12 protein-coding genes and 1 tRNA gene are annotated in these 15259 nt (G+C 60.3%); 5 read left to right on the forward strand and 8 right to left on the reverse strand.

Annotation, left to right across the window (positions count from 1 at the left end):
• Positions 1 to 14 precede the first annotated feature (14 nt).
• The 7 genes from cysK to nifS all read right to left on the reverse strand — a co-directional run bounded on the left by cysK (position 15) and on the right by nifS (position 8747).
• Positions 15 to 929 (reverse strand): cysteine synthase A, encoded by a 915-nt coding sequence (cysK, locus tag WMO45_RS05275; RefSeq protein WP_349139524.1) that lies wholly within the window; start codon positions 927 to 929, stop codon positions 15 to 17.
• A 114-nt stretch (positions 930 to 1043) separates the two neighbouring features.
• On the reverse strand, positions 1044 to 3647 hold the full coding sequence (locus WMO45_RS05280; RefSeq protein WP_349139525.1) for an S-layer homology domain-containing protein: 2604 nt from the start codon (positions 3645 to 3647) through the stop codon (positions 1044 to 1046).
• Between the two features lie 191 nt (positions 3648 to 3838).
• Positions 3839 to 4720 (reverse strand): MetQ/NlpA family ABC transporter substrate-binding protein, encoded by an 882-nt coding sequence (locus tag WMO45_RS05285; protein WP_349139526.1) that lies wholly within the window; start codon positions 4718 to 4720, stop codon positions 3839 to 3841.
• Positions 4721 to 5157: 437 nt separating this feature from the next.
• Positions 5158 to 5931, reverse strand: coding sequence for a methionine ABC transporter permease (locus WMO45_RS05290; RefSeq protein WP_435387678.1), 774 nt, complete (start codon positions 5929 to 5931; stop codon positions 5158 to 5160).
• Complete coding sequence (locus tag WMO45_RS05295; RefSeq protein WP_349139527.1) at positions 5924 to 6928, reverse strand: methionine ABC transporter ATP-binding protein; 1005 nt, start codon at positions 6926 to 6928, stop codon at positions 5924 to 5926. The genes WMO45_RS05290 and WMO45_RS05295 overlap by 8 nt, the downstream gene beginning before the upstream one ends.
• Positions 6929 to 7090: 162 nt before the next feature.
• The gene (nifU, locus tag WMO45_RS05300; RefSeq protein ID WP_349139528.1) at positions 7091 to 7531 is read right to left on the reverse strand and encodes a Fe-S cluster assembly scaffold protein NifU; all 441 of its coding nucleotides are present in this window, start codon (positions 7529 to 7531) and stop codon (positions 7091 to 7093) included.
• Positions 7532 to 7547: 16 nt separating this feature from the next.
• The gene (gene nifS, locus WMO45_RS05305; RefSeq protein WP_349139529.1) at positions 7548 to 8747 is read right to left on the reverse strand and encodes a cysteine desulfurase NifS; all 1200 of its coding nucleotides are present in this window, start codon (positions 8745 to 8747) and stop codon (positions 7548 to 7550) included.
• 201 nt (positions 8748 to 8948) lie between these two features.
• Between nifS and WMO45_RS05310 the strand changes: the two genes are divergently transcribed.
• Complete coding sequence (locus WMO45_RS05310; RefSeq protein WP_349139530.1) at positions 8949 to 10061, forward strand: AI-2E family transporter; 1113 nt, start codon at positions 8949 to 8951, stop codon at positions 10059 to 10061.
• A gap of 59 nt (positions 10062 to 10120) precedes the next feature.
• Here WMO45_RS05310 and WMO45_RS05315 read toward each other — a convergent pair whose 3' ends face one another.
• Complete coding sequence (locus WMO45_RS05315; RefSeq protein WP_349139531.1) at positions 10121 to 11551, reverse strand: 4Fe-4S dicluster domain-containing protein; 1431 nt, start codon at positions 11549 to 11551, stop codon at positions 10121 to 10123.
• Between the two features lie 194 nt (positions 11552 to 11745).
• On the opposite strand from WMO45_RS05315, the gene selA reads away from it, so the two are divergent.
• The 4 genes from selA (at position 11746) to WMO45_RS05335 (ending at position 15242) form a co-directional block, all read left to right on the forward strand.
• A complete protein-coding gene (selA, locus tag WMO45_RS05320; protein WP_349139532.1) occupies positions 11746 to 13080 on the forward strand; it encodes an L-seryl-tRNA(Sec) selenium transferase in 1335 nt (444 codons plus the stop codon).
• Positions 13077 to 14873 carry a selenocysteine-specific translation elongation factor gene (gene selB / locus WMO45_RS05325; RefSeq protein WP_349139533.1) on the forward strand — a complete coding sequence of 599 codons (1797 nt, stop codon included), beginning with the start codon at positions 13077 to 13079 and terminating at the stop codon, positions 14871 to 14873. Before selA ends, selB begins: the two co-directional genes overlap by 4 nt.
• 17 nt (positions 14874 to 14890) lie before the next feature.
• A tRNA-Sec gene (locus tag WMO45_RS05330) sits at positions 14891 to 14986 on the forward strand.
• Between the two features lie 43 nt (positions 14987 to 15029).
• Positions 15030 to 15242, forward strand: coding sequence for a ferredoxin (locus WMO45_RS05335; protein WP_349139534.1), 213 nt, complete (start codon positions 15030 to 15032; stop codon positions 15240 to 15242).
• Positions 15243 to 15259 lie beyond the last annotated feature (17 nt).

Consider the following 15259-nt stretch of genomic DNA (forward strand, 5'->3'; position numbering starts at 1 on the left):
GGTTTTCGTTTCGGTTATCCAAACATGCCGGTGGAAAGATACCGCTCGCCGGTATCAGGCAGTACAACCACCATCTTCTTCCCCTGCAGATCGGGCCGCCGGGACAGCATCAGAGCGGCGTGGGCCGCAGCACCCGAGGAAATGCCGCACAGTACCCCTTCGCTCCGGGCCAGCTGACGGGCCGCTTCCATCGCTTCGTCGCCGGTGACGGTAACTACCTCGTCCACCACGGACCGGTCCAACGTGCCAGGGACAAATCCCGCTCCGATCCCCTGGATCTTGTGAGGACCTGGCTGTCCGCCGGAAAGCACGGGGGACTCGGCAGGTTCCACGGCCACCACCCGTACTTCCGGATTGCGCTCCTTCAAATAGCGGCCTGCACCGGTAATGGTACCACCGGAACCAACGCCCGCCACCAGCACCTCCACCGTGCCCTCGGTATCCCGCCAGATCTCCGGACCGGTGGTCTCATAGTGGGCCCGGGCATTGGCCGGATTGTTAAACTGGTCGGGCATCCAGGCCCCGGGCAGGGTATCCACCAACTCATTTGCCTTGGCAATCGCGCCGCTCATGCCCTTTGCTCCTTCGGTGAGCACCAGCTCAGCCCCCAGTGCTGACAGCAGGGCCCGGCGCTCCTGGCTCATGGTTTCAGGCATGGTGAGCACTACCCGATATCCCCGGGTACGTCCAATGTAGGCCAGCGCCACACCGGTGTTTCCGCTGGTGGGCTCTACAATAACTGCGCCGGGCCGGAGCAGTCCCCGCTCCTCCGCATCCCGAATCATATACAGCCCTGCCCGGTCTTTGGCCGAGGACAGGGGATTCAAACACTCCAGCTTGGCCAGCAGCCCTGCCCCGGGGGCATAGCGTTCCAGGCGAAGCAGCGGTGTATTTCCAATAAGCTCCGGAAGAGTCTGCGCGATCGGCATAAACATCGCCTCCCATATAGTTTCCTGTCTAGTATAGCACCCAATTCCTATGAAAGCAATAGGATTTTGTATGAAAAAAGAGCGCGGACTCGCCGCGCTCTTTTTTCGATTGGCTTACTCCCCAGCCGTCAGGGTAGAGTTGGTAAAGTCAGCCGTGCCCAGCAGGCTGTCGCCGGCGTACACATTGACCCGGTAGCGGGGCGCAGAGTTGAGCTTTACGCTGTCGGCTGTATTATTGAAGCCATCAATCATATCCTGTTCATGGACTACCATGATCCCATCACGCACCACATAGCGGGCGTTGCAGTAGATCTCGCGGTCGGCGACCTCATCCCATTGGATATCCTGCTCTTCATAGAGGCTGGCACCCACGATCTTATCCAACTTGGTCAGCACCGCGGTGCTCTCGCCGGGGAGCACGTCCTCATTGAGCCAGACGTATGAGCTGCCGGCGCTCACGCCTGCATCGGTGTAACTGTTCTGCGCATAGACGCTGATCTCAAAGCGGGTCGCCGCCTCGGTATTGGCCGTGGGAGTAAGCACACCGTCAGCCCCCACAGTCAGGGTAACCTCCAGCTTCTCCAGCACCTGCATAGTACCGTTATTGACCGCCAGGCCGGCAGCCAGTTCATTGGCGCCCACGGTGCCGGGATCGGTACCGCCCAGATTGACAGCAAACCAGTTCACGCCCTTGGTGGCCAGCAGAACACCCTCGTTGACGCAATTCTGGATGGTAATCTTGGAGGCATCGGGCTTGTCGTTCTCATTGCCGGTGAAGAAGCCAATGTAGGGCCCCTGTACCGTACCGGTGTTGCGGCATCCGTCAAAGACGATGGTACCCTCGGTCAGATTTTTGGCGCCGCCCATGTAACCGCCCAGGAAGATGCCGGCATAGTTCCCCGTCAGGTGCAGGTCGGCTTCGTTGACACAATTGCGGAACGTCACGGAGGAGTCGGGATGGCTGGCCATAAAGGTGATGAAGGAGGAGTCATTGTTGGACATCTGCGCGACCGTCCCCTCCGCGCTTTTCGCCGTAATATTCTCCACCGTCACATGGCCGGTAGCACCAGCCACATAGTTAGCCGTGGCCATCACACCGAAGAACACCTCGTTCTGCACAATGGTCAGGTCCTTCACCGTCGCATCACCAATGGTGTAGTTAATGAGGTAGCCGCGGTTGGTCTTATCGGCAGTCAGAGTATGACCATTGCCGTCAAACACGCCCTGGAAGTAGTTGGTCACATAACCCCAATCTTCACCGGGGATGCCATTCAGGTCCAGGTCGGCATCCAGTCGGAAGACATAACCGGTGGTCTTCATTGCCTCGGACAGGGTGGCCATTCCCTGAAGCTCACTGGTATTGGTAATCCGGTAAGGATAGGCCTGAGTGCCGTTGCCGGAAGCAAAGGCGCTGCTGCCCACCACAGCCACCAGCTGCAGGTTATTCTGGATGGGAGTGGACAGATCAAACGGCTCGCCATCCTTAACATACCAGGTCAGCTTCTCACCCTCGCCTACCACAGGCAATCCGCTGGTAGGGGCAGTGGCGGTGTTTCCGTTTACCACATTGGCCGTGGCGATCACGGTACCATCCAGAGTCTCAAAACTCACTGTATTATAGGAGGTGTCATCCTCCTCGTCGGAGGAAGAACCGCCCGAAGAGGAGCCGCCGGAGGAAGCGCCGCCCTCAGGCTGGCTGGGTACGGAAGGCTCGCTGCCCTGGTCAGGAAGCACAAGTTCCGTCCCCTCGGTCTCCACGCGGACGCTGTCGGTGGTGGTGACCACCTTGTCCACCTTGCCTGTGCCGGTAAGGGCGATATTGGCCGCCTCATTGGAGACGGTACTCACCGCCGCCGCCTCAGCCACCGTGACGGTGGTGCTGGAGGCACGCTCCGTCAGCTCCAGGTTGGATACGCTGGTGGTGCCCGTTAGGTCCATAGCCGTACGGTCGGCCTCTACCGTCACAGTACCGCTGACCTGCACATCGGAGAGGGTCACGGTGCCGCCGGCAGCGCCAGCGGCCACCAGAATATCTTCTGCCGCACCGGTGACCGTCACGTTGGCAGCGGCTACCAGAGTGATTCCGGTTCCAGTCGCTTCGATGGTAGCGCCGGGCTGATTGGCATAACCACTGATGGAGTTGTCCAGGATGGTCACCAAAGAGGCGCGGTTGATTTCACTCTCCGGGGCAAAATTACCGCCGCCCACACCATTGATGATGCCTCGCTCGCTCAGAGCATTGACATAGCCGCTGGCCCAATCCGCCACCGTGCCCGCGTCGTTGAACGAGCTGTCTCCCTCCACCGGCTGAATCCCCAGAGCACGGGCCAGCATAACGGCCGCCTCCTGTCGGGTCACCGTCCCCTGAGGATTGACGTTGGTACCATCCCCCTGGAGAATACCGGCGCTGACGCACTTAAGCACATCCGCCGTGTACCAAGCGTCCGCGTCCAGATCAGGAAAGGTATTTTCTGCCGTCTGGGTCAAACCCAGCAGACGAGAAAGCACGGCGGCCATCTCGCCCCGGGTCATATCGGCATCGGGACGAAAAGCCCCGTCCGAACCCTGAACCACTCCATAGTCGGCCCAGCGTTCAATTGCTTTTTCGCCCCAGTGATCCTCCACGTCGGAAAAGTCCGCGGCATTGGCCGGAAGCACGGTCATACTCAGGGTCATGGCCGCACTCAGGGTCAGGGCAACCAGTTTCTTATGTTTCATCTTTACACCTCAATCCAAATCATCCGCGCACTCCCATTTCAAATGGTTAGTGGCGACTTGCGCTCCTAGTATAGTAACATTTTCCTTATTTGTCAACACATTTATTTATAATATGTTACCATTCAATCATATAAGAATGCCCGCCTCAGGGATCGCTCCCCAAGGCGGGCATTGTGCTGTGCGTGTGCAGTTTAGAATACCGCCACTACCGCACCATTATAGTTTTCATCAATAAACGCCTTGACCTCATCGCTGCACAGAGCCGCAGCCAGAGCCTGGATGGCGGGATCGTCCTCCCGGCCCTCCTCAACCGCCAACACGTTGACATAGGCCTGAGCCGCCTCACCGTCAGCAGACTCCACCGCCAGCGCGTCGTCCATGGACAGCCCTGCGTCAATGGCGTAGTTTCCGTTGATTACCGCCATATCCAGATCAGCCAAGCGAAGGGGCAGCTGGGCTGCTTCCATCTCAGAGAACTGCAGGTTCTTGGGATTGTCTACAATATCGTTGATCGTTGCGGTGATACCGGCATCCTCAGACAGGGTAATCAGCCCCTCCTGCTGGAGTACCAGCAGAGCGCGGCCCTCGTTGGTGGCATCATTGGGCAGGCCGATGAGCGCACCGTCCGCCAGCTCATCCAAGCTGGTGGTCTTGCCTGCATACAGGCCCATGGGCTCATAGTGGACCTCGGCAGCGCTCACCAGATGGGTGCCGTACTCCTCGTTGAAGTCATTCATATAGGTAATGTGCTGGAAGTAGTTGGCGTCCAGAGATCCGTCCTCCACGGCGTTGTTGGGCTGGACATAGTCGTTGTACTGCGCGATCTCCAGGGTGATGCCCTGCTCGGCCAGGAGGTCCTTCACCACCTCCAGGATCTCGGCGTGGGGAGCGGGGGTCGCGCCTACTTTGAGGACGGTCCCCTCCAGGGAAGTGGTCTCAGTGGTCGGAGTCTGGGAATCGGCAGGGGCGGGGGTGGACGCCGTTCCGGTTCCGGTGCCGCTGCCGTTGCCGCAGCCAGCCAGCAGGCCGAAGGACAGGGCTCCCGCCAGGAGCACAGAGGCAAGCTTCTTCATGGTACATTTCTCCTTTTCAGTTCATGTTTCTTCCCAAATATGAGCACAAAAAAACGCCCTTGAATCGGATTCAAGGACGAGAGCTTTCGCTTCGTGGTACCACCTTGCTTCACCCATGCCTCACGGCAAGGGCCTTATGGAGTACAGACATACTCCTGCGCGTTCACGGGCGCACCCGTCGCAGCCTATACGTATGCACGCAGTCGGTGCGCCGCTCCGAGACCATCTTCACCGAAACCTTCCGTACCCGTTCCCACCAATCCGGGCTCTCTGTGCCGTATCTTAACGGTTACTCTTCTCTTCCTCGCGTTTGAGGGGCGTTATTCAGTTCCCTTTGGGTTGCACTTAGTTTACAACCGTCCGTCCCTCCTGTCAACCAGACATTATGCATAAAAAAACAGACAGGCAAACCATTCCGTTTGCCTGTCCGAACAATTTTACATAGCTCCGGGGGTACGCTTGTCCCGGTTTACCTGCCGGTTAGCCTCCTGACGGCCCTTTTTACGGCCGCTTTTGCTGAGACGCCGGTCGCTGCTCACCGCGGTCCGGGTACCGATGGACTGGATGATCTGCACCAGGATGACCAGCACGATCACCGCACCATAGAGGATGATGGCCTTGTTGCGGTAATAGCCATAGTTAATGGCGGTGGCGCCCAGACCATTGCCGCCGATGATGCCCGCCATAGCGCCGTAACCCAGGATGGTAATGGTAACGGTGGTTGCGCTGGTAAGTAGGGAGGGCATGGCTTCCGGCAACAGCACTTTACGCACAATCTGGAAGGGAGAAGCGCCCATAGACTCGGCAGCCTCCAGCACGCCGTGATCCACTTCCCGCAGAGAAGATTCCACCATGCGGGCCACAAAGGGGAACGCCGCGATGACCAGGGGCGGAATCATGGCGTTGGTACCCACACTGGTACCAAGGATCACTCGGGACAGGGGGATGGCCATGATCATCAGGATCAGGAAGGGCACTGAGCGCAGGATGTTGATAATAAAGTTGATGACGCTCATCAGAGGACGGGGCAGAGGCCGCACACCGCCTTGCTCGCCGGTGACCAGCAGGATGCCCAGCGGCAGACCAATGATGTAGGAAAAAATGGTGGCCAGAACCGTGGAGTACAGGGTGGCCCAGATGTCCCCGGCCATATTGCTCATCAGCACATTCAGCTGTTCCTGTACGTCGGGGCTGCTGAAAAATTCAAGCATGGTAATCGGGCACCTCCTCCACGGTAACATCCTTCTGGGCTTTCAGATAATTCATGGCCTTGACCGCATCGTTTTTATCCTCGGGCAAACCCAGCAGCATAGAGCCGAAGGCCTTGCCGTTTACATTGCGGGTGTCGGCCCCCAGGATGTTCACCTTCACGCCGCAGTCGATGGCCAAAGAGGCAATGAGGGGCTCATAGGAGGAACCGCCGTTGAACACCACCCGTACCACATTGGCCACCGGAAACTGGTCAATGTGAGCCCCTTCGGGGAACACCAGCCGCCGGCCGGCCTCGCTCTTGGGGTTGGAGAAGACCTCCTCCACCGTACCGGTCTCCACCATGCAGCCATGCTCCAGGATGGCCACCCGGGTACAGATCTCCTCCACCACCGCCATTTCATGGGTGATAATGACGGCTGTAATGCCCATACGCTTGTTGATATCCTGAATCAGCTTCAGGATGGACCGGGTCGTGGTGGGGTCCAGGGCAGAGGTAGCCTCGTCACACAGCAGCACCTTGGGGTTGGAAGCCAGGGCCCGGGCAATGGCGATGCGCTGCTTCTGCCCGCCGGAAAGCTGAGCCGGATAAGCGTTTGCCTTGTCAGGCAGGCCCACGATCTCCAAATATTCCATGGCACGCTTCTTGGCCTCGGCCGCCGGAACGCCGGCAATCTCCATGGGGAAACAGATGTTTTTCAGACAGGTGCGCTGCATGAGCAGGTTGAACTGCTGAAAGATCATGGCAATGGAGCGGCGTGCCTGCCGCAGCCGGGCAGGCGAGAAGGTCATCAGATCCTCTCCGTCTATGAGCACCTGTCCCGCGGTAGGCCGCTCCAGCAGATTGATGCAGCGGACCAGGGTGGACTTACCTGCCCCGCTCATGCCCACAACGCCGAAAATATCCCCGTCCTGAATGGTCAGGCTGACCTCCTTCAATGCCTGGAAATCACCGTCCGGCGTGGGAAAGGTTTTCGATACCTGTTTGAGTTCAATCACAGAATCGTACCCCTCTAACTTAAAAAATAGTTGGAAAACCGCCCCAATCCAATCAAAAGGGCGGGATTTCGCGTATATGATATTCTATGCCAACCCTGTCCCTCTGTCAAGCCAAAAAGCCCCCCGGCGGGCCAAACGGTCCACCGGGGGGAGACTCGAAAATCAATGTCCGCAGGAGCAGCAGCTGTGCTCCTCATCCTCACAGGGCAGCTTCAGGTTGTCGGGTACCTCTCTCCCCTGCCGCTTGTAATAATCGGCCAAGGCGGCCTTGATGGCCTCCTCTGCCAGCACGGAGCAGTGCATTTTATAGCCGGGCAGTCCATCCAGAGCCTCGGCCACCGCCGCATTGGTCAGGGTCATGGCCTCCCCAATGGTCTTGCCCTTGATCATCTCGGTGGCCATGGAGGAGGTGGCAATGGCGGAACCGCAGCCAAAGGTCTTGAACTTCACGTCGGTGATGATATCGCCGTCGATCTTCAGATACATCTTCATAATATCCCCGCACTTGGGGTTGCCCACCTGGCCCACACCGTCAGCATCAGGGATCTCGCCCACGTTGCGGGGATGCTCAAAGTGGTCCATTACTTTATCGGAATACAGCATATAGAAAACTCCTTTCTTATTCCACGTCCCAGGTGGGTTTCTGGGCGGCGGCATCCCACACTGGAGAGAGCTGGCGCAGGTACTCCACGACCCGGGGCACCTCCTCCAGGATGCGCTCCACGTCAGCCTCGGTGTTCTCCGGCCCCAGGGAGAGCCGCAGGGAACCATGGGCAATGGCGTGGGGCAGGCCGATGGCCAACAACACATGAGAGGGGTCCAGGGACGCCGAGGAGCAGGCTGAGCCGGAGGAGGCGCAGATCCCCTTGGCGTCCAGGTGGAGCAGCAGGGCTTCTCCCTCCACCCCTTCAAAAACAAAGGAGGCCGTGCCGGGCAGGCGGTTCACAGGATCACCAGTAAGGCGGGTATAGGGCAGGGCGGTCAACCCTTGAATCAGCCGGTCCCGCAGGCCGGCCAGGCGGGGAGACTCCACTCCCAGGCGGTCCACTGCCTCCCGCAGAGCGGCGGCCATTCCCACCGCCCCGGGGACATTCTCCGTACCTGAGCGGCGGCCTCCCTCCTGTCCACCGCCCTGGATCAGGGCAGGCAGCCGGAGGGGCTTCTTCATATAGAGGGCGCCCACCCCCTTGGGCCCACCAAACTTATGCCCCGACAGGGAGAGCAGGTCCACATTCCACGCCTGCACATCCACCGGGATGTGCCCTGCCGCCTGGACGGCGTCGGTGTGGAAGAGCACCTTGTGGGCCCGGGCAATGGCCCCAATCTCCGCAATGGGCTCCACGGTGCCGATCTCATTGTTGGCAGCCATAATGGAGATCAGGATTGTATCCGGCCGGATGGCGGCTTGTACGGCTGCGGGGTCCACCCGTCCCTGCCCGTCCACCGGCAGATAGGTCACTTCATACCCCTGCTTCTCCAGATACTGAGCGGTGTGGAGCACCGCGTGGTGTTCGATGGCGGAGGTGATGATGTGACCGGTCTTCTTTCCCCGCAGGGCCATTAGCTCGGTCACTCCCCGCAGCGCCCAGTTGTCCGCTTCGGTACCGCCGGAGGTGAAGTAGATCTCCTCCGGCTGGGCATTCAGGCACTGAGCCACCGTGGCGCGGGCCTGGTCCAGATCAGACTTGGCCTGCTGGGCAAAGCGATACAGACTGGAAGGGTTTCCATATTCCTGGGTGAAATAGGGCAGCATGGCCTTCAAGGCTGTATCGGTAACGGCCGTGGTGGCCGCATGGTCGGCATAGATAAACCGGGACATATGCGTCTCTCCTTTCGGATAAACTCCTTAATTCCTATCTGTTTACTATGATTATAGCGACGCATCCCCATTTTGTCAAGGCATTTTTGCCTTTTTACACCACTTTCTTAAAAGTTGCTTAAAACGACCTGTTTTCGTTGACGCCAGAATACCTGGGTGTTATAGTGGGCTTACGCATCCTGGAAAACGATAGGAGTCGCTATGGATAAAAAGCTGTTTCGGAGTATCCTGCTCATTATTACCTACGCTGTGGTTCTGGTCATCGTCCTGCTGCGGCTGGATCTCATCGGTCTGGCTCTGATTTGGCTGGTGCGGCTGCTGCGTCCGCTGATCATTGGCTTTGCCATTGCCTTTGTTCTCAACCGGCCCTGTCACTTTTTCCACCGGCTCTATGACAGGGCGCTATCCCGCACCCCAGCTCAGGGTGCAGCCCGGGGATTGGCGGTACTCACCTCGTATCTGGTGCTCATTGCCGTTATCGTTGCCATTTTTTCCTTTGTGCTGCCCAAGCTGGCCGAAAGCGTACAGATCTTTGCCAGCAACCTGAACGGTTATATTGCCAACATTCAGTCGTGGATCAATCAACTCATTGCCTATTTTCATTTGGATACACAGGCTCTGGATCTGTCCAATTTGAACGATGTATTGAAAAATCTGCTCAACAGCGTGCTGGGCTTCCTCTCTGATCTGGGCCCCCATCTGCTGGAGTTTACCAGCAATCTCGTCTCCATCGTGGTAACAGGGGTTTTGTCTCTGGTCTTCTCCATCTATATGCTCTCCGGGCAGGAGAAACTGCTGGGCCAGTGCCGCCGGGTATTGCGGGCCTATGTTCCTGCCAAGATTGCCGACCCACTTACCGATGTAGTGCACCTGACCGGGGAAACCTTCACCCGGTTCGTCACCGGGCAGCTTATCGAGGCCTGCATTCTGGGCGGGCTGTGTGCAGCAGGCATGCTGTTTATCCAGCCGGACTACGCCCCTCTTATCGGCGTCATTATCGGCGCATCGGCCATTATCCCGGTAGCCGGGGCCTATATTGGAGCCATTCTCTCCGCTCTGCTGCTGGTCATGGTCTCTCCCATCAAGGCTGTGATTTTCCTGGTTTTTCTGGTTATTCTACAGCAAATCGAAGGCAACGTCATCTACCCCAAAGTGGTGGGTTCCTCCATCGGCCTGCCCGGCATCTGGGTGCTGGCCGCCGTCACGGTGGGCGGCAGTGTGTTGGGACTGGTCGGTGTGGTACTCAGCGTACCGGTCGCCTCGGTACTCTACACCCTGCTGCGCATGGATGTGCACCGCCGACTGGACACATGAACGTAAAAAACGGCCCGTGGAGCCATTACTCCACGGGCCGTTTTTTATTCGGATACCGTTCAGACCTGTTTCACCGTCTCCGCCCGCTCAAGGGCCGCGGTGATGGTGCGTCCCTCCGCCTGTTTGGCGTGACGCTCCACATCGCCTTGATTGCGGGGGCTGCGGATCAGCTGAGCCGGGCCCTGAACACAGCCGCCTTCACAGGCCATACCTTCAATAAAGTTGAAATCACCTGCACCCTTGGCCGCCTTCAGGAAGGCCACCTTACATGCCTCAAATCCACTGCAGGGCATGGGTTTCACAGCAAATTCGCTGCCCCGTTCCTTCAGTGCCTCCACCACGGCGGCACTGACGCCGCCGCTGCGGGCAAAGGTACGACCATAGCCGCTGGCTTGATCCAGCTCTCCTTCCTCCAGGGTAACCGGGTCGATGTCCCGGGCCTCGAACATAGCGTAGAGCTCCTCGAAGGTCAGCGCACAGTCCACCGCACGCATGGTCTTACCCAGCTTGACCTCCATTTTCTTGGCTACGCAGGGCCCGATAAAGATAACCTTGGCGGTGGGGTCCTGCCGCTTAATGTGGCGGGCCACCATCACCATGGGGGACGGAGTGTCCGAGATGAGGTGCGCCTGCTGGGGGAAGTTTTTCTGCACATAGTCCACAAAAGCCGGGCAGCAGGAAGAGGCCAACATGCCCTTTTCCTCCAGCTCAGCAGCCTCAGTGCGGGCGGTCATATCCGCACCCAGAGCCACCTCCATCACATCCTGGAACCCCAGACGCTTAAGGCCGGTAACCACCTGACCCACATTGGCCGGGGCAAACTGCCCGGCGATGGAGGGCGCCACGATGGCATATACATGATAACCCCACTTTTCCGCACCCTGAAGCATCTGGATGGCATCTACAATAAAGGATTTATCCATAATGGCGCCGAAGGGACACTGATAGATACACGCACCGCAGGAGGTACACTTGGTAGGATCAATAAAGGCTTTCTTGTCCTCTCCCATGCTGATAGCGCCAGCCTTGCAGCCCCGCTCGCAGGGGCGGGTCTTTTTCTCAATGGCGCCATAAGGACATGCAGCGATACACCGGCCGCAGGTGATGCACTTTTTATGGTCGATGACCGCCTTGTGGTCCACAATCGTAATGGCATCCTTAGGGCAGGCATGGACGCAGCGGGTAGCGATGCATCCACGGCAGGAGGGGCCCACCGTGATCTCCGTCACGGGGCACTCGTCGCAGGCAATGGGAAGCACCTCCACCAAATTGGGATTGGATTTATCCCCGCCCATGGCTACCTTGACCCGCTGGGAGATAATAGCCCGCTCTTTATAAATACAGCAGCGCATCTTGGCTTCCGGCCCGGGAATAATCCGCTCCGGAATGTCCAGAATACCGCTCTGAAGATCGTCGTCCCAAGCCAGTTTGGCCACCGAACGAAGCACGTCGTTTTTCAGTTCCTGTACGTTGGTCTCAAACACCCGCATAGCCTATGCTCCTTTTCGTACACACAAAATTTCACGCCTTCATCATAACCGCTGCCTCTGCGCCCTGTCAACTGCCATTATTCCTTGTCTTGCACCCTTTGCCCCTTCTTTTTCTGAAAACCCAAAAGTTTATTCCCATTCTCTTCCCAAAATATGCTATACTTTGGACAATCACATCTGCTGGAGGTCTCGCTGTGAACGAATCGCTGCTGCGCCGTCTGCCCAAAATAGACGCTCTGCTGGCCACGCCGGCACTGGCGGAATGCGGTCTGCCCCGTTCTCTCTGCCGTACAGCCGCACGGCAGGAGCTGAACGTCCTGCGCGCCGGTATACGGACCGGCCAGGTAAAGCAGCTCCCACCAGAAGAGGAACTGCTGGACCGTATCCTGGCCCGAGCCGACCGCGCTTGTCAGCCTCAGCTGCGCCGGGTGATCAACGCCACCGGTGTGGTACTCCATACCAATCTGGGCCGCGCGCCGCTCTCCCCCGCCGCCCTCAACGCCGTGGTACAGGCTGGAGCCGGCTATTCCAATCTGGAGTATGACCTGGAATCCGGCACCCGAGGCAGCCGGCAGGCCCATGTGCAAAACCTGCTGTGCACGCTCACCGGGGCGGAGAGCGCCCTGGCTGTCAACAACAATGCCGCCGCCGTTTTCCTCATGCTCTCCGCCCTGGCCCAGGGCAAGGGGGTAGCCATTTCCCGTGGAGAACTGGTGGAAATCGGCGGTTCTTTCCGTATTCCTGAGATCCTGGCCCGCAGCGGAGCCCATCTGGTAGAGGTGGGCACCACCAACAAAACCCGCCTGACCGACTATGCCGCCGTGCTGGAGAGTGGAGAGGCCCAGGTTTTGCTGAAGGTTCACCCCAGTAATTTTCATATTACCGGCTTCACCGAACAGGCCACGCTGGAGGAGCTTGCCGTTCTGGCCCGGACCCACGGGGTGCCGCTGCTGTGCGACCTAGGCAGCGCCGCCCCCGACCGCCTGCTGCGGACAGCTGCCCGGCAGGCAGACGCGGTGTGCTTTTCGGGCGACAAGCTTCTGGGTGGCCCCCAGGCCGGGCTGGTGGTGGGCCGCGCCCCTCTGCTCCAGGCCATGAGGGCCGACCCCCTCGCCCGGGTGGTCCGCATCGACAAACTCTCCCTGGCTGCATTGGAGGCTACCCTGCTGGCGTGGCAAAACGGAGATGGGCCCCGCCTGCCCGTTCCTGCTATGCTGGGGGCTGCCCCGGTGACCCTTCAGGGATGGGCCCGGGCCCTGGCGGACCGGCTGGCCGGGCTTGGTCCCTGCTCTGTAGTTCCGGTCCAGGGAGAGGCCGGCGGCGGCGCGCTGCCGGGGACCGCTCTTCCCTCCTGGGCGGTCTCCCTGCCGCTGGAACCGGGTCTGGAGGTCTTCCTCCGCCGCTGGGAGCCCCCCATCCTGGGCCGGATACATAAAAAGCGATTGCTGCTGGACGTGCGCACCCTTCTGCCCGGAGACGGGGAAGACATCGCAGCCGCTTTGGCCGCCTGGCGGGAGCGGCAGCCATGATCGTAGGTACCGCAGGCCATGTGGACCACGGCAAGACCGCCCTGGTAAAGGCTCTCACCGGGGTGGACACCGACCGGCTGGCCGAGGAGCGCCGGCGCGGACTCACCATCGAGCTGGGATTTGCCCCACTGGTCCTGCCGGGGGGGCTCACCGCCAGCCTGGTGGATGTGCCTGGCCACGCCCATTTTATTCCCACCATGCTCTCCGGCGCGGCGGGAATGGACCTTGTGCTGCTGGTGGTAGCGGCCGATGAAGGCCCCATGCCTCAGACCGCCGAGCATCTGGACATTCTCTCCCTGCTGGGGGTGCGGGGCGGCGTGGTGGTCTATACCCGGACCGACCTGGCCTCCCCCGTACAGCTGGAGCATACCCGGCAGACCACCCGGCAGCTGTTGGAGGGCTCCGTTCTTTCCGATGCCCCCGAGGCGGCGGTCTGCGCCCCTACCGGAGAGGGCATCCCCCGGCTGCGCCAGCTGTTGGCCGAGCTTCTGCTTCAAACACCCCCTCCGCCGGATACCGGCCACCCTGTACTCCACGCCGACCGGGTCTTTTCGGTAGACGGCAGCGGCACGGTGGTCACGGGCACTCTCACCGGCGGCACACTCCACCGTGGAGACACGGTACAGCTCTATCCCGGGTCGAAAACTGCCCGGGTCCGGTCCCTCCAGTGCCATGGACGGGCCGCGGAATCCCTTCCCCCTGCCAGCCGTGCGGCGGTCAATCTGGCGGGGATAGAGGCCGCACAGCTCCATCGGGGGGACACCCTGGCCTTGCCCGGGACTCTGACATGCACGGACCGGGCCGACGTGCGGCTGCGTGTGCTGCCCGACGCCCCCTTTCCCATACGCAACAACAGCCAGCTGCATCTGCACCTGGGCGGGCGGGCTCTGATGTGCCGCTGCATTCTGTTGGGATGTGAGGTATTATGCCCCGGTGAGACAGGATTTGCCCAGCTCCGCTTTCCTCAGCCGGTGGCCACCCATCCCGCCCAGCGGTATGTGGTCCGCTTCTTTTCCCCGCTGGCCACGGTGGGGGGCGGCGTGCTTCTGGATCTGGACCCTCCCCGTCGGGGCCGCTGCGATCCCGTCCGGCTGGAACGGCTGCGCATTCTGGCCGACGGTACACCGGAGGAACGAGCCACGCTGCACCTGAATGCATCGGGCATGCACCCGGTGCGCCCCACCGATCCCGCCCCCTACCGGGCTGCCGGCGGTATAGAGGTAGGCGGAGCGTTCCTCTCTCCCCAGGGAATGGAGGAGCTCTGCCGCCAAGTGCTGCTTCAGGTACAGGCCAGGCCGGGCATTACCCGCAGAGCGCTGCTGGGGCTGCTGTTCCCGCCCCCTGCCCGGCGGGAGGCGGCCTTCCTGGACGCGGCGGCAGACCAACTTAACCTGGTCCGGGAGGGGGAGGCGCTCTTTCCACCAGGCAGCGGGACAGCCCCCAGGCAAGACGCTGCGGTGGAGGCCTTTTACCGTCAGGCCGGCCTGACCCCGCCCTCCAATGCGGAGGCGGAATGCGAGTTTTCCGGCGGCCCGGCTGCCTTTCGTCAGGCGGCGGACCGTCTGGTCCGCCAGGGCGTACTGACCCAGCTCAGCCGGAGCTACCGTATCCACACTCCCGCCTGCCGCCAGGCACTGGAGCTTCTGCGCACCCGGTTCGGCTCCCAACCCTTTACCTTGGCACAGGCCCGGGACGCACTGGGCATTTCACGGAAATACACCCTGCTGCTACTGGAGTATTGGGACCGGCAGCGGCTGACCCGACACATCGGGGATGCGCGCACATTGTCGTAGCGCCATCCCCGCTATATGGGGGCGGATGGGCGCCTGGTGAGCCCCGCGGTCTTCAAAACCGTTGCGGACGGTATTCCCGTCCGGGTGTGTTCGATTCGCACCCGCCCTCGCCATACACAGCCCCGGCGGATGAGTCCTTCTCCGCCGGGGCATGCTATGTTCCGAAAGGAGCGTGGAAATATGGAAGTGACCATTGACCGGGCCAGGTGCATTGGCTGCGGTCTGTGCGTATCCGCCTGTCCTGACGTGTTTCATCTGGCAGAGGACGCCCTGGCCCAAGTACACCGGCAGCCCGGCCCCGCCCATCTGCCCGCCGTCCGGGCCGCAGCGGAAAGCTGCCCGGTAGGCATTATCCATCTGGACGCATAAGTCAACAAAAACACAAG

The organism is Flavonifractor hominis (assembly GCF_040095835.1).
GTDB classification, from domain to species: domain Bacteria; phylum Bacillota; class Clostridia; order Oscillospirales; family Oscillospiraceae; genus Flavonifractor; species Flavonifractor hominis.